Source organism: Rossellomorea vietnamensis, assembly GCF_025398035.1.
Classification (GTDB): domain Bacteria; phylum Bacillota; class Bacilli; order Bacillales; family Bacillaceae_B; genus Rossellomorea; species Rossellomorea vietnamensis_B.
In genome coordinates this window covers 2,075,025-2,093,002 of record NZ_CP104558.1, presented here as the reverse complement: position 1 = coordinate 2,093,002, position 17,978 = coordinate 2,075,025, and the positions used below count along the sequence as shown (strand labels likewise).

Sequence of the window (17,978 nt, the reverse complement as noted above, 5' to 3'; positions counted from 1 at the left end):
TGGGGGCTCGGAACTGTGTATCTTAATTGGTTTGATCTGCAAGTTTCACTAATACATGAGCCATATGCTCACGCTCTTCCTTGTTGGCTACATGCCACATTTCATTCAGCACTTTCTGCTCCCGGTTACGCGGTTCCTCATGCTCCGCTAAATAATCGGCCACGCGCTTAGCCCCTTTTGATAGAGCTTCTTCACTCAGTCCGAGTTTTTCTCCTTTGTGAACCTGATCTCCCAAATAATCCTTGAAAGAATCGAAATGCTGCATAATCTCTTCCTTTTTGTCTTCATTCATATTTGCCGCTGCTTGTTTCGGATCGTGTGCGATAATGAATTCCTCCTTTTGTTGGTTGTAGTTGTTTGTTTCCCTTTTAGAAGTAGATTAAACAGGTAAGAGCATATTGAAGCCTTATTTTAAGAAAATATTGGAACAATTCTTCTTTTCGTGTAAAATTACACTAGGTGAATAATGTGAAGTAGGTGAGTCGATTTAAAAAAGGTTCTTTATTCTTTGGTGGGGGCATTGCTTATGTGCCTTTGTATATTCAATTTTACTGACATTCTGAGCAATACAATTTCGTGGGGAACCTTCCTAATTTCCGGTTTCTTATCTTTAATTGTAAACGGTCTTTTCATCAGGGTCTGGCACCTTAAAGGAGTTTTTTTAAAAGGCGGAATGTATCCTAGTGCCCTCTATCAGGTCATCTTTATGATCGTGATTGGCTTTCAAATCATCACAGTCTCTGACAAACCGTATATCATGGATGCCTGGGATGGAATGTCTCCCTACGTGACGCTTGTACTGGTTTCTCTCGTTCATGGATGCGTACTGTTGTTGATGGTGAAATGGAATAAAAAGCTACTTTAGTTGGCGATTGAGAGAAATCACATTATATGGTAAAGTTTAATTGTGAAGTAATTCACAATATCTTTGTGGAGGTTTCTCAGGTGAATAAAATCAAAGCAGCACTCTATACCTCCCTGATCCTTTCAACGTTTATGATGGTCATAAGCATAATGGACGGAGGGCTGTGGATCTTTCCGATTGTTCTGATCTATGCTTTGGCCGGAAATGTTGCATATGGAATTCCTGTGTCCCTGCTGTCTGATTTGCTGACGAAAAAGATATGGAAAGGGCGGTTGATGACCGCAGGATTTATCCATGCTCTATTTGGCGGTCTTACATACTTTGTGATCGAGGGATTTGCCTGGTTCGCCGTCATCTGTGCGGTGATCTTTTTCTTCATAGATGAATGGTTGAAAAGGAAGCATGGGTCTAATGTTGATTCCGATAACAAGAGGTTTTACCTGAAATTAGGAAGCGTTGTGACTGTTTTAGCCATCGTGATTGTAGCTGTAAATTGGATACCCGGTAAGGAGAGGGAAGAAGGGATCAAGTCTCAGTACCTCATCCAAGAAGGACATGAGGGGACAATCGTTGTTTTCTATGGCGTTGCGGATCAGCCACCACTTGAAAAAGAGAATGGGTTTTCCATCGTTCCAGTCGGGATTGAAAGTTTGCCTACCCTCATGAGGACGGATATTGAACGATACGGAGTCTATCGGACTTCGACAAAAGATCAAGTCCACCATGTGAGTGAAAATCAATATTTCTATGTGGATGAAGAAGGGAACCATGCTCTGATAGAAGATGAATGCATTTATCATAGCGGAGGAGGCAGGGTGACTCAATCCGACGGGGATGAGATGACGTACGATGAATTCCAGGTGACGAAATCTGCATGCGGGGAAGACTTCCATCTAAACGGAAATGAACGATACTCAGCACAGGGAAGAGAAATCGAAAAATATTATGAAGAGTATGGGGAGCGTGACGAATGAGTCGGGCTTCTTTTTTATAGGGATTGAGTTTATGTCTTCGATTTGAAATAATTGGTAGAAACGAAGTGTAGGAGGTTACAATGGACAATCAATCATTTCGAGCAGCTCTTGACGCATTTTTACAAGCATGGGAGAATTCATCACTCATAGAATTGGAGACATTCATTTCCGCTGATTATCAAGCGAGGGAAGTCAGGGGTGGAGACATCGAGGCATTCGGATATGAGGAATCGGTAGAAGGCTGGAAGCAGGGATTTGCCTACGTGAAAGGCGAACAAGCAGAATGGGACATTCGCGAAGTGTCGGTCATTACAATGAAAGAGGATGAAACGATGGTTATTCTCTACGCCACTATCGTACTGGACGGAAAACCGATGGAAACGGGAAACATGTTCTTCAACACCTTTAAGAAACGAAAAGAAGGATGGAAGCTGGTGAGGGGTTATATTGAGACCGGGGTTTCTATTGGAGGGACGGACCTCAAAATCGGGTTTTAAGAGTTGGGGTGTTTGGAAATTGGAGGTCCGTCCCTCCAGGATGGGACGGTTGCTCATGCAGGGGCAAGGCGAGAGGATTTCGGTGGTTAATGGCTAAATGGGAAGAATAATACTGGCATTTTATAAGGAGTACATAATATATATGGGACCAAATCGTGGGGTTGAAACTGAAAAGAAAGTGGTCTTTACTGTTTTGGGTCTCTTTGCTGTTTGTGTGATTGGATTTGGGATCTATGCAGTCTATTGGGCATTTTATGATATGAACAGGCTGCCGGAAGGGGAGTTTTTGACAGAAGAAGCGTCTCCTGATGGGAAATACACGCTGCGGGCATATGTCACCAATGGGGGAGCTACGACTTCTTATGGGGTTAGAGGCGAACTGGTGGATAACGAAAAAGAAAACAAGACGAAAAATATTTATTGGAACTATCGGGAAGAGACGGCCGAGATTTCGTGGACGGATGAGGATACGGTCGTGATCAATGGAGTAACGCTGAATGTACCCGGTGAGGAGTTTGATTTCCGGCATCAATGAAGATGATCTGGGCCACTTTTTCCCTGTGGAAAATGATATCGAAATCATTGATATAACTGGGATTTCCCCATGTCAACGTGGGGTTGCGGGTGTGTGCAACGATCCCGTTCTTTACGTTTGAAAGATGATGGGCAACAATGAAACTATCAACAGCGAAAGGTGACTGATGGAATGGTTTTCGGTGAGAAGTTAAAGAGGGAGAGAACCAATAAAGGGTGGTCCCAGGGTGAATTGGCAGAGCAATTGTTTGTCAGCAGACAATCGGTTTCGAAATGGGAGAACGGTCAGAATTATCCGAGTATCGAAATCATTATCCGATTGAGCGACTTGTTCGGAGTGACAATTGATGAACTATTGAGGAGTGATGAAGAGTTGAAGGAGAAGGTCATTCAAGACAGTAAACAACTCGCTTATCCGAGGGTTAAATTTATGTTCGATGTGTTGTTTTTAATAGGTTTCATATTACTTGTCATCAAATTGATCGTCCTGGGGGTGAATCATTTCACCCCGATGGATGCGACTTTATATGGCGGTTCATTTTTGTGGAATTTCGGTCCACTGATTCTTATGCTTGGAGGGGGATTCGGTTCTGGTGTGGTGAAGGATAAGTATAGGGAGGAGTAGGGGAGATTTATATTAATAATAAAATCATCAACTAAAAGGGGCTTCACAGCCTCTTTTTTTCATGCCAAGAAATTTGAGTTCCCCGTCCAGATTTGGAATAATGAATAGTGAGAAAACTCATTGGAAAACAGGGGGGCCAACATGAAAACAGTCATAGCATACAGCGGTGGAAAGGATTCCACTCTGGCATTATATAACATACAGCAAAATCCTGAATACGAGGTGGACTCGCTCCTCGTGACGCTGACGGAAGGGTTCGACCGGGTGTCGATCCATGGGGTCCGGTATGCGATGTTAAAGCAGCAGTCGGAGTCCCTTGGTATTCCGCTGCGTGAGGTATGGATCCCGCAGGACTGTCCGAATGAAGTTTATCAGGATCGGATGGGGAAAGCCGTTTCCGGAATGCTGGAGGACGGGGTCACGCATATGGTCTTCGGGGATATTCATCTTGCGGATGTACGGGCATATCGGGAGAAGATGCTTGAAGGGACGGGCATTACGCCGGTTTTTCCATTATGGGGTCGGGATGTTGGGGAACTAGGTCGCGAGTTTATCGAGCGCGGATTCAAGACTGTGCTCACCTGTATCGACATGGAACAGCTTGATCGGTCGTTTGCGGGAAGAGTATATGATGCGGATTTCCTAAGGGACTATCCTGAGAACTGCGATGTGTGCGGAGAGAATGGAGAGTTCCATACATTTGTATTTGACGGGCCGAATCTTGAATTTCCAATCCGGTACGAGCTTGGGGACGAGAGAGTGACCCCGGACGTGGTGACGGGGCGGGACCGCTTTTTGTTTCGGGATGTGGTCCCGAAACGGATTTAGGAATCGCTGATATATTCGGAGTTTCGCTGATAAGTGGCTCCTAAGTGATCTTTTCACATAAAAGTATATTTCTAGTAAGGAAGTGTTCACATGAAACTGCACCACATCACCATCAAGGGGGAAGGACCTCTAAACGAGGATGCTTTGATCTTCAATGAGCAACAGTCTCTATTTGGTATCGCAGACGGCGTATCCTCCCTCGTTCCGTTCGTCTCCAAAGAGAATCTAACAGGAGGATACATTGCCTCCCATACGGTGAAAGAAGAGCTTGAATCAATGGAGTCGGGGGATCAGTCACTCTATGAAGCACTGACCAGAATCAATGAACGTTTACATATGAAAATGACAGACTATCAAATTGATGGCAATCGGAAGGAGCAGCTGTGGGGGACGGCCCTTGCAGCGGTCCGCGTGCAGGATAGCGGGATCGAGTTCATCCAGACCGGGGATTGTATGATCCTTGCCGTCTACGAGAGCGGAGAGGTCCGTCCCTTGACAAGGCTGCAGGTGGAGCACCTGGAAGAGACGGCGATTGAAGTGTGGAGGGAGTGCATCCGACGGGGGTTCAGGACGAAGGATGAAATTATGCCCCATGTAAAGGAACAGCTGATTGCAAACAGGCAGCTGAGCAATGCGAAAGGGGGATATGGAGTCCTGAACGGGGAGCCGGAAGCGGTCAAGTATTTTGAATACGGGAAGATCAACAAAGTCGGGCTCTCCCATTTGATCCTCTTGACCGATGGATTATTTCTTCCGGCGGAATCGATACCAGAAGGAGAATCATATTGGGAATTCATAGCGTGCAGTATTCTTGAAAAAGGAATCGAGAAATATGCTGCCGACCTGATTGATCTCGAAGAATCAGACCCCGAATGTATTACCTACGCCAGATTCAAAAAAAGCGACGACAAAGCAAGCATAATCATAGACTTCGAACTCTAGTTAAGGAACTGGTATGAGGGACGGACCTCCAAACAGAATCCTGAAGATTTTCCTTTCGGCAGAATGGAGGTCCGTCCCCAGTCTTCTTATTTATAAGGAGGAACTTATTGATTAGGATTCCTGAAATGGAATATATTTGAAAATAGGCACCGTTATATAGACGATATGACGGTTTTTTCTATTTCCGTTACATAGGATAGAGTAATAGAGAAAGGTGGCTAAGAAAAAACCACCCAAAATGTGTTATCAATTATCAGGATGGGGTTTAAGTGCACAAGTGTTTTTTTCAATACTCATAAAGAAAGGGTGGGCTGGGAAAGAGTAAATCTTGAGTTTAATAAATCTTTTCAAATAGGAGTGAAAGAATTGAGAGAACAATTTAGAAATGGGTTACCGAGGTTAAGAAGAGGGACTAATTTTCCAGCAAGCGCAAGCTTCTTTCCTGAGAGTTGCGATATCTTTCCATATGAGTGCAATTGTCCTCCTGGTCCAACCGGAGCCACAGGGCCCCAAGGACCCCAAGGACCACCAGGACCACAAGGTGAAACAGGTGAAACAGGAGCCACTGGAGATACAGGAGTTCCAGGCGCGGGCTCTATTATTCCCTATGCTTCTGGACTTCCAGTTGCATTGACCACCGTTGCTGGAGGATTGGTAGGTACGACAAGTCTTGTAGGTTTTGGTAACAGTATTACCGGGGTGACACTACTTGAAAGTGGACAAATTGACCTGACCGGAGCTGGAGGAACGCTACTAAACTTTGCCTTCTCAGTTCCCAGGGGAGGGACCATCACTTCCATGTCTGCATTCTTTAGTGCGACTGCCTCCGTAACCCTTGTGGGTGATACCACTATCATAGCTCAGTTATATCGTTCAGCCGATCCTTCCACGAATACCTTCGATCCGATCCCCGAGACCCTTGTTTCCTTAAATCCCACTATTACTGCCCCTATTACCCTTGGTGATGTCAGTAGAGGAGCGCTATCAGATCTAGCAGTCACTGTTGATCAGGGGGACAGGCTATTAATGGTGTTCTCTGCTACTGTAACAGGGATTACACTTGTAGGTACCGTATTAGGGTACGCGAGTGCAGGGGTTACCATCAACTAGTTTCAAAGTATTAACGGATTAAGCAACGCACATATTGGATAAGGACTTTAATAGATTTAAAGTCTTCATAAACTTTGTGGGAGGGACGGACCTCTGTTTCAGTGAAACAGAGATCCGTCCCTCCCGTATTAGCAGGCAATGATAGAATATATATGTTAAAATTTAGTGGATTGATAAGGAAGGGAAATAGAAGATGCAAGGACTTCCGCTTTCAGACGAGAAGTCAGGGGGTTAAAACATAAAGAGGTCCGTCCCTCAAATCAAGGGACGGACTTTAGTAAGAAATCTCCTTAGTTCCGAATCAGATAGTCAAACGCGCCGAGTGAGGCGGTGGCTCCTGATCCCATGGAGATGATGATTTGGTTGTAGGCGTTGTCTGTACAGTCTCCTGCAGCGAATACGCCAGGGACGTTGGTGGCACCGTGTTTGTCCACGATGATTTCACCGAATTTCGTGCGTTCTACAAGGTCGCCTAGCCAGTCCGTGTTTGGAACGAGACCGATTTGGACGAATACGCCTTGCAGTTCAATGTGTTTCTCTTCATGAGTATCACGGTCGGTGTAGGTAATGCCGTTCACCTTATCCGTACCGGTGATTTCCTGTGTTTGTGCGTTCGTGATCACCGTCACGTTCGGCAGGCTGAAAAGACGCTTTTGCAGTACATCGTCGGCTTTCAGTTCAGAGTTGAACTCAAGGACCGTAACGTGTTTGACGATTCCTGCAAGGTCGATGGCTGCTTCGATACCGGAGTTTCCTCCGCCGATGACAGCGACATCTTTGCCTTCGAACAGTGGTCCGTCACAGTGAGGGCAGTATGCCACTCCTTTGTTCTTGAACTCCTGTTCACCAGGAACGTTGATGTTGCGCCAGCGTGCACCTGTCGAGATGATCAGACTCTTACTCTTCAGGACGGCGCCGTTTTCAAGCTCAAGCTCCACAAGATCTTTCTTCTCGAGGCGTTTTGCACGCTGAAGGTTCATGACATCGATGCCGTAATCCTTCACATGCTCTTCAAGGCTCGCCACAAGTTTCGGACCTTCCGTCTGCTTCACGCTGATGAAGTTCTCGATGCTCATCGTGTCAAGGACCTGACCGCCGAAGCGTTCAGCGACGATTCCTGTACGGATTCCTTTACGTGCCGCATAAATCGCCGCACTGGATCCTGCAGGTCCGCCACCGACGACAAGGACGTCATACGGATCTTTATCCGATAGCTCATCCGCACCGGGACCTTCCACGATTTTAGATAGGATTTCTTCTAACGTCGTACGTCCGCCGTTGAAGAATTCCGCATTCAGGTAGACAGCAGGAACGGCCATGACGTTCTTGCGTTCCACTTCTTCCTTGAACGCAGCTCCGTCGATCATCGTATGGGTGATGTGCGGGTTCAGGACACTCATGATGTTCAGTGCCTGCACCACGTCCGGACAGTTATGACAGCTTAGGCTGACATACGTCTCGAAGTGGTGTTCACCTTTGATACTCTTGATCTGATCGATGACGCTTTGATCCACTTTCGGTGCTCTGCCGCTCACTTGCAGGAGGGCAAGGACAAGGGAAGTGAATTCATGTCCAAGGGGAATCCCGGCAAACGTGATGCCGGTCTCCTCACCAGGACGATTCACGCTGAAGCTTGGTGTTCTGGTCAGTTCTGCTTTTTCCACTGAGATGCGGGATGACATGGAAGAGAGCTCTTCCACAAGAGAGAGCATCTCCTTCGATGTGTCATCGTCGCCTGCGCTGACTTTCAGGACGATGTCGCCTTCCATCATCTGCAGGTACTGTTCTAATTGTGCTTTAATATCTGCTTCAAGCATGTTCAGCACTCCTTATAATTTACCAACTAGATCAAGGCTTGGCTTAAGTGTTTCAGAACCTTCCTGCCATTTAGCCGGGCAAACTTCGCCTGGGTTGTTGCGCACATATTGTGCAGCCTTGATTTTGCTTACTAAGATATCTGCGTCACGGCCGATTCCGCCAGCATTGATTTCAACTGCTTGGATCACACCATCCGGATCGATGATGAATGTTCCGCGGTCAGCAAGACCATCTTCTTCATTAAGTACATCGAAACCGCGAGTGATGCGTTGTGACGGGTCACCGATCATTGCGTATTTGATTTTACCGATTTTTTCAGAGCTGTCGTGCCAGCCTTTATGTGTAAAGTGCGTGTCCGTAGAAACAGAATATACCTCTACGCCAAGCTCTTTAAGTGTATCGTAGTTATTTTGAAGGTCTTCAAGTTCTGTTGGGCAAACAAATGTGAAGTCTGCAGGGTAGAAGCAGAAAATGCTCCATTGACCTTTCAGGCTTTCGTCTGTAACAGTGATGAACTCACCGTCTTTGAATGCTTCTGCTTTAAATGGTACGACTTGTGAACCGATTAATGACATAGTGTAAATTCCTCCTAGTAGTGGTTGTGATTGAGAATCATTAACAGATTGTAATAATTCTAATTCGATATTCATTATTATATAAATGCGTTTTTTTGTCAAGGGAAAAGATTCTGTTTTAGAAGAGGGGGATTTTATGTTGAAAAAAGCAATGATATTACTGTTCTTGCTCATACTTTTTCCACTACAGATCAATGCCGAAACATCCGAGGTGATACAAGAAGGAAGTGCGGGTGGGTACCATTATCAAATGAGCATGGGAGGTCGTACGCTAACTTGGGAAATCGGGCATGAGAAACGTAAGAAGACGTTCTAGGAAAATAATGAAAACGAAGAAGCACTGGAGAGTTTTCGGGAAGCGGTAAACGAAGCTGCAGGTCACCGATTCACCATGATCATATCAGCTGGATATTTTATCATTGTCTGCCTTACTACAATTATTTTTTATAAAAAAAGAAAACATGTTCCTAGGTTAGCTTCGATCCTCATTGCCTGTATGGGTGGTCTTGGGCTATTTTTTGCATTGATGAATTATATGGATATGCGGGCTGCTCTTCAGGATGCAGGGTATTATTATGCAGTGTTGTTGGAGTAAGGTCGAATATGTAGGAAGGGAAAAAACATATGAACAAGGAGAGGTAGAAAGAAGCTCATGGGGACTATGAGCTTTTTATTTGCGTATTTTTGAAAAAATTTAAAAAGCCGGTTGCAAAGTGACACTCGTGTCGATATACTAAGATTAAGAAAACGACACTAATGTCATTTTTAATAAAGGGGCGATGGGAAATGGGATCTTCTTTGCGAAAAAATAAGGGGTTCATCACGTTGATGACGGCGCAGGCGATTTCGGGACTTGGGGATTGGTTGAGTATTGTGGCGATCATTACGCTGGTTGGGTTAAAATGGGAAGCAACACCGATGCAGATGTCGTTGATCATCTTGAGCCTGGCGCTGCCGATGGCTTTATTCGGACCGATCACGGGAACGATTGCCGACCGGATGGAGAGGAAGACGCTGATGGTGTTTTCCGATGTGGTGAGGGGTGTGCTGATTCTGCTCCTGACGCTTGCTACGAATGTGTGGATGGTGTACGGCTGTTTGTTCCTGACGGGGATTTTCTCCTCCGTGTTCATTCCGGCAAAGAATGGGAAGCTGAAGGAACTTGTGGCAGATGAAAACATCAAGGGGGCCATGTCGCTTTCGTCCACCATCGATTCAGGCACAAAGGTCATCGGGCCGCTCGTGAGCGGGATCCTGGTGTCCTTGATCGGAACATACAACGTCTTCTATCTGGACTCCGCCACCTTCTTCCTGTCGGCGATCTTCATCTTCCTTTTGCCAAAAGCCGTGAAAGAAGTGAAAGTGGAAGAGGAGAAGAGGGACGGACCTTCCTTCAAAGAGGAAATCAAAGTCGGATTCTCATTCATTAAGAAAAGCCGTTTCTTATTATATGGATTGTTTTTACTTGGGGTCAGCTTGCTGATTCTCCAACTATCAGATTCTCAGTTCATCGTCCTGCTTCGACAGTTGACGGATGTTTCACCGAATCTCCTGGGGTATCTGGTGGCAAGTGCAGGTGTCGGAATGCTGATCACAGGGATTTATCTGTCGAACAAGACCGATTATAACGCATTCGTCTATATGTGTGTCGGTGTTTTCGGAATCGGGTTGGGATTTGGTTTGATGGGGGTCCTTACGCATTATGACCTCCGCCTGTCGATGCTGTGGGTTCCCGCTTTGGGCTTGATGGCAGGGGCATCTGCCGGCCTCGTCTTCATCCCGTTCCAGGCAGCGACCCAGGAGAAGACGCCGGTTCATATGACGGGAAGGGTATTCGGGGTCGTCAATAGCACCACGACAACGGCCACGATCATCGGACCGCTGGCAGGGGGAGCCCTTGCCACCGTGATCGGGATCATCCCGTCTTTCATCATCACCGGTTCATTATTAATCATATTATTCTTTGTATCCATTGCAGTAAGAAACAAAGTAGAGGAGGAGACGGATGTCACCGAAAGTCAGTCAGGAGCACAAGGAGCAACGCCGCTCTAACTTATTGAAAGCCGCAAGGGAAGTCTTCTGCGAGCACGGCTATGAAAACACGACCATGAAACACGTCATGGAGCGGGCCGGTGTAAGCCGTGGTGGATTGTATCAGTATTTTGAAAACAAAGAAGATCTCTTCGAGGCATTGATCGAGGGGGAGCAGGAGGAGGTCATCGAAGGAAGCATCCAGGCCATGTTGAAGCAGCAGGGTAGCTATTGGGATGTCCTTCTGATGAGCTTTCTTGGGGAGAGTAAACAGGCGACGAATAACATGGATGCCCTCGCTCCATCAAAGCTCGAATACTTCATTACAGGGCGGAATGACGAAAGCAGGAAAGTACACGCGAGGAAGCGATTCCTTCAGGCCTACCAAATGACCTTCAACATCATTGAAGAAGGCATTAAGGCAGGGGAATTCACACCCCGATTTGATCCTGAAGTGATTGCCAAAAGCATCATCTCCCATATCGATGGGATGGCGGTGGACCATGCGATCCTGGACTCAGAGACGATTCAGTTGAAGGAACAGACGGAGTGGTTGATGGGGTATGTGAAGTGGGGATTGGGTGTGGATGAGTAGAGCGAGATGGATGAGAAATGTTGATTTCGCTGATAAATGCTCCCCCTACAAAATGACCAGGGAAGGGTACTCAGTACCTTTCCCTTTTTCTGCATGGCAAAGACAAAAAAAGGAATAATAGTACGGACAAGCAACCAGGAGGTATAAGAATGACCCACGTACTAGAAGCGATATCAGCCATCATGAAAAATTTCACAGATGAAGCACCAAAGCCACCCCTCCATGTCGGAGAGGTGATGGATCTTTGGACTGCATTCACGGCATTTCATGAAGCTCATGCTCTTTATCAGATTGGACTGAACACCACGACGGATAAGGATTTGAAACATGTGCTAGAGAGCGCATTGGAAGGAAGCAAGCTGGATACGAAAAAAATTGAGAAACTCCTACTAAAGGAAGGGGTCCCACTGCCCCTGGTCAACCCGCGAAAGCCGTTATCAGAACAAAGCGCCGTGCCGGAAGGGGTCAGGCTGTCCGATGACGAGATTGCGAATCTCATCTCAGCCAAGGTGGCAGCATCCATCACCTATTGCGCCCAGGCCATGTCAAAGACCGTCCGGACCGATGTCGGGCTGATGTTCTTTTCCATTCAAATCAACTTGATGAAATTCGCTGCTCCGTTGAAGAATTTGATGATTTCAAGGGGATGGCTCAGAGTCCCGCCGTTTTACAATCCTCCTGGGGCTCCGGAGAGAAAGTAGGCTTGTTCCGGATGCGTGTGCAAACAATGAAAATGGAGATCTCGGGATTTCGCCAATAAAATGAAAAAAATTAGGGGACAGGTACCTTGGTTCAATTAAGACCACGGTACTTGTCCCCTTGGCTGTCTCTTTTATGAAGCTCGTTTTCTCGTCCGCCAAAACACCACGATGCCCAATAAAAAGGGGATGATGAATTGAAGCGGAATATGCAGATAGTAGGGGACGAGCTTCAGTCCCACATATAAATGCTCTGCGAAGTTGCTGCTTCGGTGGAGGGAGAGGAGGTACACGACCGCCATTAATATGAAGACGTGCCAATTCTTTTGCTTCCTGTTGAACAGTTGGGTGAGGACGACCCGTGCAGCGTAGAGGAATACTGATACTTTAATGAACCCTCCACCGATCAATAGGAGGTACGTGAAGACCTCCATATGCTGGATGACCCCTAAATATGAGATCAATTCCATCGCTTTCACAAAAGGAAAATAGTAGGTGTTGGCGAAGGGGGCATGAAGGATCCCTATGATCAGTTCCATGGTGATCATGATGATCAGGCCTGCAATGACGATGGGAATCCACACGACTTTCTGCACTTTCTCTTTATTAGCAATGTACGGCAAGAATACAAGAAATACAACCAGTTCTCCGTAAGGGAACGTCAGACCTGTAGGGAAAATCATCTTCCCAAGGGGTTTCCATCCATGTGAGAAGAGTGGCAGAAGGTACCTTGCCTGGAATTCTTCCGAAAAGAAACCGAGGAGCCATAATACGACCAGTATCAATAGAAAAAAGAAGGTCATGATGACAGCGCTTCTGGAGATCGCTTCAATTCCGAGCATCGTGCTATAGCCGACAACGAGTAAGAACGGGAAGGAGGCAATCCAGTTTGGGGCATCCGGATAAAGGATCTGGGTCGTGAAAAAGGCAAAATCATTCATGACCCTTGCCGCTATGTATAAAAAGTAAAAACTGAATAAGACGGCCATGATCCTGGCCAAGAAGGAACCGAACCCCATCTCCAAAAGGGGGACGAATTCCTTCCAGGAGCTCTTCTTCACGATAAGAAGATAGAAGTAGAATAAAATGATCCCAAACCCTACTTCCATGGCAATCGCCAGAATGCTGTCTTCCATGGCGGTAAAGTTCAAACCGACTACGATCGTGCTCCCTGTAAGAAAAAGAAGCATCATGGAACATAACTCAAGTGCGGACATGGATACCTTATTCATGACTTCTGCCCCCTTTCTGGATTATTGTTTAACGTGACCGAATCGAATGAACTCCACTGTGACACTTGTGTCCACATTCACCGTCGCTAGAAAATCTTTCTCGTTCCGCTTCTTTTCCCACATCTTCGGCTCTTGGCGGTATAGGGCATCCTTCAGTCCAAGGACGTCTGTACCGTCTTCCTTAGACTTCTTGATGACTGCGTCCATATCGGATTTGATTTTCTTTTCTAATTGAGATTCCAGTGTTTTTAGGGAAGAGAGCTTTGTAAGATCCTTCCCACATCCGAGTTGATCAAGGTTTCCTTTGATCTTCACCTTCAGGCGGAATGAAACAGGTTCAGTGTCTGCTTTCAAGGAGGCAGAGGTGGAGATGGTCTTGATTGTGAATTCATCATTTGAATCCCCGCATGGAGCGGAAATGTTTACAACCTGGTTAACTCCCCTCATAAGCGCTAATGTATTGCTTTCCTCGTTGGTCAAGTAGGAGTTCAGCTTCTCCCCTTTAAACGTCGCAAACCCTTCGAGGGAAACATGGGAGGCAGGGGAGAAACGTTCTATATTCTCCTTCGTCATCCCTTTAGCGATGTCGCCATGAATTTCCACATACGGTACGATGATATCCGACGTACGGTCTGTTAAATAACTTAGGATGCGTTCGGATGATGTGTTCACGAGACTTCCCCAGATGGCTTTTGAATTCCGCAGCATCGTATTGGTATAAAGGGCAGTCAGTTTCTCCTGGGGTGTGAACAAGGTTAAAAAGGATTCAGGACTATCATTTTTAACGATGATGGTGTTAATGCTTGCCGGTATACGGGGATTGCGGACGAGAAAATCCAATGTTTCCTTCAAGCCCTCCTCTTTCACAAGCCTTTCGCTCAGGGTGACCACTTGCAGAGTATCAAGAATCGGTTCCTTCAAGCTTTCTTTTTTAATTTTTTCAATGGCTTCCGGTATGGTCTTGCCGATCTGGGTATAGGTGAATCCGCCTGTCGGATCCACAGAGTTCTTTTGATTGGCAGACGGGTTAAAGATTTGCAGGGTAACCGCATATTGACCGTCTAATTGATCAATTCCTAGCCCTGACACCAGTTCGACTTCGTTTAATTGGTTGTTCCTTATAAATCCCACGACGATGGTTCCCAACAGGATGAACAGAATCGTGATGAGACGCAACTTAGATAGATTCACGAGTCATTCTCCTTTTTCGGCGGCTCTTCCATTTGTTCCTCCTTATGAAATACAGGAACGGTTTGGTTGATTTCAGGAATCGGCTTCCGGATGAAGACATCCTTATCCATGTCCTGACGTGAAAATGGGGAAATCGGCGCAAGGTAAGGGACCGTGAACGATCTCAGATAGCAGAGATGAACCAAGAGTAGTAATGTGAATAGGGCGATCCCGTATAATCCAAGCAGGGCCCCGATCAAGATCAAGCTGATCTTAATGATTCGGACCGAATAATTTAAAGAAGCAATCGGGATGATGCTTGAAAAGATAAACGAAATACTGATGATGACCAGGGTGACGGGCTGAACAAGCTGTGCTTCCACTGATGCCTGACCGAAAACGATGGCACCAAACAATGAGATGGTGATGACGAGGTTCTGTGGGAGACGGCTTGATCCTTCATAAATGGCATCGGTCAAGGTCAATACAAGAAGTGTTTCAAAAACGGTGGGAAATGGAACGGATTGTTGCTGCGCAGTAAATCCCACCAATAAATTCACGGGCAAGAGACCTTTATGGAAGGTCGTGAACGCAACATATAAACCCGGTATGTAAAGGGATAACCAGAAGAAAATAAACCGCAATGGCCGCACATATTTGGTGGCTTCGCTGCTTAAATAATAATCATCGGGTGACTGGAAGAACTGGATGAGGACAGCAGGTGCAATCAGAACGAACGGGGTCCCGTCCACCACGATGCACACCCTCCCCTCCAATATCTCCGCTGCCGCCACATCGGGTCTATCAGAGTTCAAGATTAACGGGAAAAGGGATTTTGATTCTTTTGTCAAATACTCGTTAATATAATTCGAACCGATGACTGAATCATAGGGCATTTCATTCAGCTTTTTTTGGATGCTGGATAATATCTCGGAATCGACCAGATTTTCAAGGTAAACAAGTGTGACAGACGTATTGGTGATCTTCCCATAGGTTTGGGTATGGACCTGGAGCGTAGGGTTTTTGATGTATTTCCGGATGAGAGCCACATTCCCGCTTCGGCTCTCAGTAAAGCCGATATCTGGACCCTGTACCGTTCGCTGACCCTTTGGATTAGAGAGGGACCTTTCCTCCCATTTGGAGGTGTCAGCTGAAAGAACGTCTGACTCTTCATCAAAGAGGATGATGGTGGACCCATTCACCAGCTTATCAGGGATCTGGTCCATGTCTTTGACGACCTCTATATCAGAGATCTGAAGGACCTCTTGTATGATAAAAGGGAGGTGTGATCCCTCTCCCTCCGGCACCGGTTTCTGCACCAAAGGTTCAATGATATGTTCATGAATGGCCACCGTATCCACGATGTTTTCTATGTAAAGGAGGCAGACAGATAGCTGGTCGCCGGGTAACTTTAAATAACGGGTTTTGACATCCGAACTATCCCCGAAGGATGCAAGAATCCCTGAGACTCTATCTGCTAAATTGCCTGAATGGTTCTGATTCATTCCGCTCACCCTTTTGATAGTATCGATAGGATAGTATGTGCTGAAGGGACGGATGTCATTCTTGTGGTAGGGGAATTTTGGGGTTGTTTTGGCTGATAAAATCCCTTTAGGCTGATAAATGATCCAGACGCCAGGAATCACACATGAAAACGCATACCCGATTCCCCATCCGGACAACCTTAGGACATATGTCCTTTCACAAAAACACAACCTCCTATTTAATAGAACAAAGAATAGGAGGACGAACGATGAAAGGTGCTATTTTTGCCCTGTTTGGGGGTCTTTGCATTACGATGCAGGGAATCTTCAATGCACGGATGAGTGATGCGATCGGCGGGTGGCATACGACGTCGATGGTCCACCTCGTGGCGTTTGCAATTTCGATGACCATATATATGAAAACAAGGGATGGAAAAGGGAAGAGCTTCAGAAAGGTGCCGTTTTTGTACTTGATCGGAGGTACGTTCGGCGTGATCGTCGTGTTCTCGGAGCTGACGGCGATCCACAGCATCGGGCCGGCAGCAGCGATTGCAATTCTGCTTGTGGCACAGATCGGGACGGCCTTTCTCATCGAGTCTAAAGGATGGTTCGCGGAAAAGAAGATCCCGGTCACAACGCGGCAGGTGGTCGGACTTACAATGATGCTTGCAGGAGTCATCCTGTTTCAATTGTAGAAAGGGAGTCGGATGATGAAAGAAATTCAAGGTGCAAATCCAGACCGTTATATCACTCAATTTGAGCTGGACGAATTATTTCCGGCTGAATTCAGAAAACATATCAACATCTATTCCTTTGAAAAAGGAGATGTCCTTTTTTCCACAGGAGAAGAATTAGATGAACTGTATTTCCTTATTGAAGGGAAGATCAAGATTTTCACCCATACACCGGAAGGCAAGCTGTTGATCAACCGGTTCAAGCGGCCACTGGCCCTGATCGGGGATGTGGAATATTCGAAGGGAACGGCGGTTCTCAATTCGGTGGAAGCCGTCACGGACGGGGTGTTTTTATCGGTACCGTTCACGGATCTCTCAAGACTTGAGAAGGAGAATCCCGCCATCATGCGCTTTCTGTTTGATACGGTGGCCCACAAGTTTTATACGGAATCGCATATTACGAGCATGCATATGCTGTACCCCGTCGAAGTGCGCCTCGCAAGCTATTTGCTGTCGATATCAGAAGCAGGGGAAGGGACCATGTTCCATCAGGAAATGCATACGTCGAACCTTATGGAGCTCGCCGAATGGATCGGCACGAGCTACCGCCACCTGAACCGGGTGCTGAAGAAGATGGCGACGGATGACCTCATCGAGCGGGTCAACGGCTCCATCACCATTAAGGATCTGGAAAAACTCAGCACCCTTGCAAAAGGGAACATCTATGAATAAGGAGGGTCTTATATGTTCGGAATCGGATTAGCCATTATCGCAGGTATATTGATCAGTTTACAAAATGTATTCAACGCACGTGTCAGTGAAAAGACGGGACCATGGGCCACGACAAGCCTGGTTCTGGGACTCGGTCTCGTCTGTTCACTGCCGGTTTTTTATAGTATGGAAGATAAGAGTCTATTTGACTTCAGCGGTGTCGATCCCGTGTTTCTTTTCAGCGGAGTGTTCGGAGTCGGCATCGTGTTCTTCCTGATGAGGGGAGTCACGCTCATCGGCCCGGCGTATGCGATCTCGATCGCACTTATTTCGCAAATCACGATCGCGTTCATCGTCAACACGGGAGGCTGGTTCGGGTTTGAACCGTCCTCATTGTCCTGGGAAAAGCTGCTTGGGATCGCGTTGTTGATCGGCGGGGTGCTTGTGTATAAGTTGGAGAAGCGGACGGAAGGTAATGAGGAAGAAGTACGGGAAAGTATCGGGGCTTGATGCCCGGTCACATAGGAAAAACGCCTGTCCCTTGTGGGGAACAGGCGTTTTTTTAATGACGGTTATTGTAGTAGAAGCAGGTAGGGTAAAATAAGCGGAAATTTT

General features: G+C 46.5%; 21 protein-coding genes. 15 read left to right on the top strand and 6 right to left on the bottom strand.

The features are described from left to right. Nucleotides 1-22: 22 nt before the first annotated feature. Nucleotides 23-292, bottom strand: coding sequence for a DUF3243 domain-containing protein (locus N5C46_RS10860; RefSeq protein WP_159361303.1), 270 nt, complete (start codon nt 290-292; stop codon nt 23-25). Nucleotides 293-706: 414 nt separating this feature from the next. Between N5C46_RS10860 and N5C46_RS10855 the strand changes: the two genes are divergently transcribed. From N5C46_RS10855 to N5C46_RS10820, 8 genes are all read left to right on the top strand, one after another. After that, entirely contained in the window at nt 707-865 is a 159-nt protein-coding gene (locus N5C46_RS10855; RefSeq protein WP_261752093.1) for a hypothetical protein, read from the top strand. Between the two features lie 80 nt (nt 866-945). Further along, nucleotides 946-1,839 carry a DUF6843 domain-containing protein gene (locus N5C46_RS10850; RefSeq protein WP_261752092.1) on the top strand — a complete coding sequence of 298 codons (894 nt, stop codon included), beginning with the start codon at nt 946-948 and terminating at the stop codon, nt 1,837-1,839. An 80-nt stretch (nt 1,840-1,919) separates the two neighbouring features. After that, the gene (locus tag N5C46_RS10845; RefSeq protein ID WP_261752091.1) at nt 1,920-2,336 is read left to right on the top strand and encodes a nuclear transport factor 2 family protein; all 417 of its coding nucleotides are present in this window, start codon (nt 1,920-1,922) and stop codon (nt 2,334-2,336) included. 142 nt (nt 2,337-2,478) lie between these two features. Then, a complete protein-coding gene (locus tag N5C46_RS10840; protein ID WP_261752090.1) occupies nt 2,479-2,871 on the top strand; it encodes a DUF5412 domain-containing protein in 393 nt (130 codons plus the stop codon). Nucleotides 2,872-3,042: 171 nt separating this feature from the next. Further along, the gene (locus N5C46_RS10835; RefSeq protein ID WP_254653091.1) at nt 3,043-3,495 is read left to right on the top strand and encodes a helix-turn-helix domain-containing protein; all 453 of its coding nucleotides are present in this window, start codon (nt 3,043-3,045) and stop codon (nt 3,493-3,495) included. 141 nt (nt 3,496-3,636) lie between these two features. Continuing rightward, nucleotides 3,637-4,323 (top strand): adenine nucleotide alpha hydrolase, encoded by a 687-nt coding sequence (locus N5C46_RS10830; RefSeq protein WP_261752089.1) that lies wholly within the window; start codon nt 3,637-3,639, stop codon nt 4,321-4,323. Between the two features lie 90 nt (nt 4,324-4,413). Continuing rightward, nucleotides 4,414-5,265 (top strand): PP2C family serine/threonine-protein phosphatase, encoded by an 852-nt coding sequence (locus N5C46_RS10825; RefSeq protein WP_261752088.1) that lies wholly within the window; start codon nt 4,414-4,416, stop codon nt 5,263-5,265. Nucleotides 5,266-5,631: 366 nt separating this feature from the next. Next, nucleotides 5,632-6,375: an exosporium glycoprotein BclB-related protein gene (locus N5C46_RS10820; protein WP_261752087.1), complete on the top strand. Its 744-nt coding sequence runs from the start codon at nt 5,632-5,634 to the stop codon at nt 6,373-6,375. A 290-nt stretch (nt 6,376-6,665) separates the two neighbouring features. Here N5C46_RS10820 and ahpF read toward each other — a convergent pair whose 3' ends face one another. Further along, nucleotides 6,666-8,192 carry an alkyl hydroperoxide reductase subunit F gene (gene ahpF, locus N5C46_RS10815; protein WP_261752086.1) on the bottom strand — a complete coding sequence of 509 codons (1,527 nt, stop codon included), beginning with the start codon at nt 8,190-8,192 and terminating at the stop codon, nt 6,666-6,668. A gap of 12 nt (nt 8,193-8,204) precedes the next feature. After that, nucleotides 8,205-8,768, bottom strand: a complete 564-nt coding sequence (gene ahpC / locus N5C46_RS10810) for an alkyl hydroperoxide reductase subunit C (protein ID WP_206855898.1) — start codon at nt 8,766-8,768, stop codon at nt 8,205-8,207. A gap of 136 nt (nt 8,769-8,904) precedes the next feature. Here ahpC and N5C46_RS10805 point away from each other — a divergent pair, with 136 nt between their 5' ends. From N5C46_RS10805 to N5C46_RS10790, 4 genes are all read left to right on the top strand, one after another. Beyond that, nucleotides 8,905-9,084, top strand: coding sequence for a hypothetical protein (locus tag N5C46_RS10805; protein ID WP_261752085.1), 180 nt, complete (start codon nt 8,905-8,907; stop codon nt 9,082-9,084). 470 nt (nt 9,085-9,554) lie between these two features. Next, nucleotides 9,555-10,820: an MFS transporter gene (locus N5C46_RS10800; protein ID WP_261752084.1), complete on the top strand. Its 1,266-nt coding sequence runs from the start codon at nt 9,555-9,557 to the stop codon at nt 10,818-10,820. Continuing rightward, nucleotides 10,774-11,394: a TetR/AcrR family transcriptional regulator gene (locus N5C46_RS10795; RefSeq protein WP_261752083.1), complete on the top strand. Its 621-nt coding sequence runs from the start codon at nt 10,774-10,776 to the stop codon at nt 11,392-11,394. The genes N5C46_RS10800 and N5C46_RS10795 overlap by 47 nt, the downstream gene beginning before the upstream one ends. A 149-nt stretch (nt 11,395-11,543) precedes the next feature. Next, a complete protein-coding gene (locus tag N5C46_RS10790) occupies nt 11,544-12,095 on the top strand; it encodes a DUF3231 family protein (protein ID WP_261752082.1) in 552 nt (183 codons plus the stop codon). Between the two features lie 131 nt (nt 12,096-12,226). On the opposite strand, the gene N5C46_RS10785 is transcribed toward N5C46_RS10790, so the two are convergent. From N5C46_RS10785 to N5C46_RS10775, 3 genes are read right to left on the bottom strand one after another with little or no spacing between them, the layout of a single operon-like run. Further along, nucleotides 12,227-13,324 carry a GerAB/ArcD/ProY family transporter gene (locus tag N5C46_RS10785; RefSeq protein ID WP_261752081.1) on the bottom strand — a complete coding sequence of 366 codons (1,098 nt, stop codon included), beginning with the start codon at nt 13,322-13,324 and terminating at the stop codon, nt 12,227-12,229. Nucleotides 13,325-13,345: 21 nt separating this feature from the next. Further along, a complete protein-coding gene (locus tag N5C46_RS10780) occupies nt 13,346-14,515 on the bottom strand; it encodes a Ger(x)C family spore germination protein (RefSeq protein ID WP_261752080.1) in 1,170 nt (389 codons plus the stop codon). After that, entirely contained in the window at nt 14,512-15,999 is a 1,488-nt protein-coding gene (locus tag N5C46_RS10775) for a spore germination protein (protein ID WP_261752079.1), read from the bottom strand. The genes N5C46_RS10780 and N5C46_RS10775 overlap by 4 nt, the downstream gene beginning before the upstream one ends. A 248-nt stretch (nt 16,000-16,247) precedes the next feature. Between N5C46_RS10775 and N5C46_RS10770 the strand changes: the two genes are divergently transcribed. From N5C46_RS10770 to N5C46_RS10760, 3 genes are read left to right on the top strand one after another with little or no spacing between them, the layout of a single operon-like run. Further along, on the top strand, nt 16,248-16,673 hold the full coding sequence (locus tag N5C46_RS10770; protein ID WP_261752078.1) for a DMT family transporter: 426 nt from the start codon (nt 16,248-16,250) through the stop codon (nt 16,671-16,673). Nucleotides 16,674-16,688: 15 nt separating this feature from the next. Next, nucleotides 16,689-17,384: a Crp/Fnr family transcriptional regulator gene (locus N5C46_RS10765; protein WP_261752077.1), complete on the top strand. Its 696-nt coding sequence runs from the start codon at nt 16,689-16,691 to the stop codon at nt 17,382-17,384. Between the two features lie 12 nt (nt 17,385-17,396). Next, entirely contained in the window at nt 17,397-17,873 is a 477-nt protein-coding gene (locus N5C46_RS10760) for a DMT family transporter (RefSeq protein ID WP_261752076.1), read from the top strand. Nucleotides 17,874-17,978 lie beyond the last annotated feature (105 nt).

What these genes read in the sequence shown, in the direction of transcription:
- N5C46_RS10860 (WP_159361303.1), bottom strand. Translation starts at nt 292, where the DNA reads ATGAATGAAGACAAAAAGGAAGAGATTATGCAGCATTTCGATTCTTTC.
- N5C46_RS10855 (WP_261752093.1), top strand. Translation starts at nt 707, where the DNA reads ATGATCGTGATTGGCTTTCAAATCATCACAGTCTCTGACAAACCGTAT.
- N5C46_RS10845 (WP_261752091.1), top strand. Translation starts at nt 1,920, where the DNA reads ATGGACAATCAATCATTTCGAGCAGCTCTTGACGCATTTTTACAAGCA.
- N5C46_RS10840 (WP_261752090.1), top strand. Translation starts at nt 2,479, where the DNA reads ATGGGACCAAATCGTGGGGTTGAAACTGAAAAGAAAGTGGTCTTTACT.
- N5C46_RS10835 (WP_254653091.1), top strand. Translation starts at nt 3,043, where the DNA reads ATGGTTTTCGGTGAGAAGTTAAAGAGGGAGAGAACCAATAAAGGGTGG.
- N5C46_RS10830 (WP_261752089.1), top strand. Translation starts at nt 3,637, where the DNA reads ATGAAAACAGTCATAGCATACAGCGGTGGAAAGGATTCCACTCTGGCA.
- N5C46_RS10825 (WP_261752088.1), top strand. Translation starts at nt 4,414, where the DNA reads ATGAAACTGCACCACATCACCATCAAGGGGGAAGGACCTCTAAACGAG.
- ahpF (WP_261752086.1), bottom strand. Translation starts at nt 8,192, where the DNA reads ATGCTTGAAGCAGATATTAAAGCACAATTAGAACAGTACCTGCAGATG.
- ahpC (WP_206855898.1), bottom strand. Translation starts at nt 8,768, where the DNA reads ATGTCATTAATCGGTTCACAAGTCGTACCATTTAAAGCAGAAGCATTC.
- N5C46_RS10805 (WP_261752085.1), top strand. Translation starts at nt 8,905, where the DNA reads ATGTTGAAAAAAGCAATGATATTACTGTTCTTGCTCATACTTTTTCCA.
- N5C46_RS10800 (WP_261752084.1), top strand. Translation starts at nt 9,555, where the DNA reads ATGGGATCTTCTTTGCGAAAAAATAAGGGGTTCATCACGTTGATGACG.
- N5C46_RS10795 (WP_261752083.1), top strand. Translation starts at nt 10,774, where the DNA reads ATGTCACCGAAAGTCAGTCAGGAGCACAAGGAGCAACGCCGCTCTAAC.
- N5C46_RS10790 (WP_261752082.1), top strand. Translation starts at nt 11,544, where the DNA reads ATGACCCACGTACTAGAAGCGATATCAGCCATCATGAAAAATTTCACA.
- N5C46_RS10785 (WP_261752081.1), bottom strand. Translation starts at nt 13,324, where the DNA reads ATGAATAAGGTATCCATGTCCGCACTTGAGTTATGTTCCATGATGCTT.
- N5C46_RS10775 (WP_261752079.1), bottom strand. Translation starts at nt 15,999, where the DNA reads ATGAATCAGAACCATTCAGGCAATTTAGCAGATAGAGTCTCAGGGATT.
- N5C46_RS10770 (WP_261752078.1), top strand. Translation starts at nt 16,248, where the DNA reads ATGAAAGGTGCTATTTTTGCCCTGTTTGGGGGTCTTTGCATTACGATG.
- N5C46_RS10765 (WP_261752077.1), top strand. Translation starts at nt 16,689, where the DNA reads ATGAAAGAAATTCAAGGTGCAAATCCAGACCGTTATATCACTCAATTT.
- N5C46_RS10760 (WP_261752076.1), top strand. Translation starts at nt 17,397, where the DNA reads ATGTTCGGAATCGGATTAGCCATTATCGCAGGTATATTGATCAGTTTA.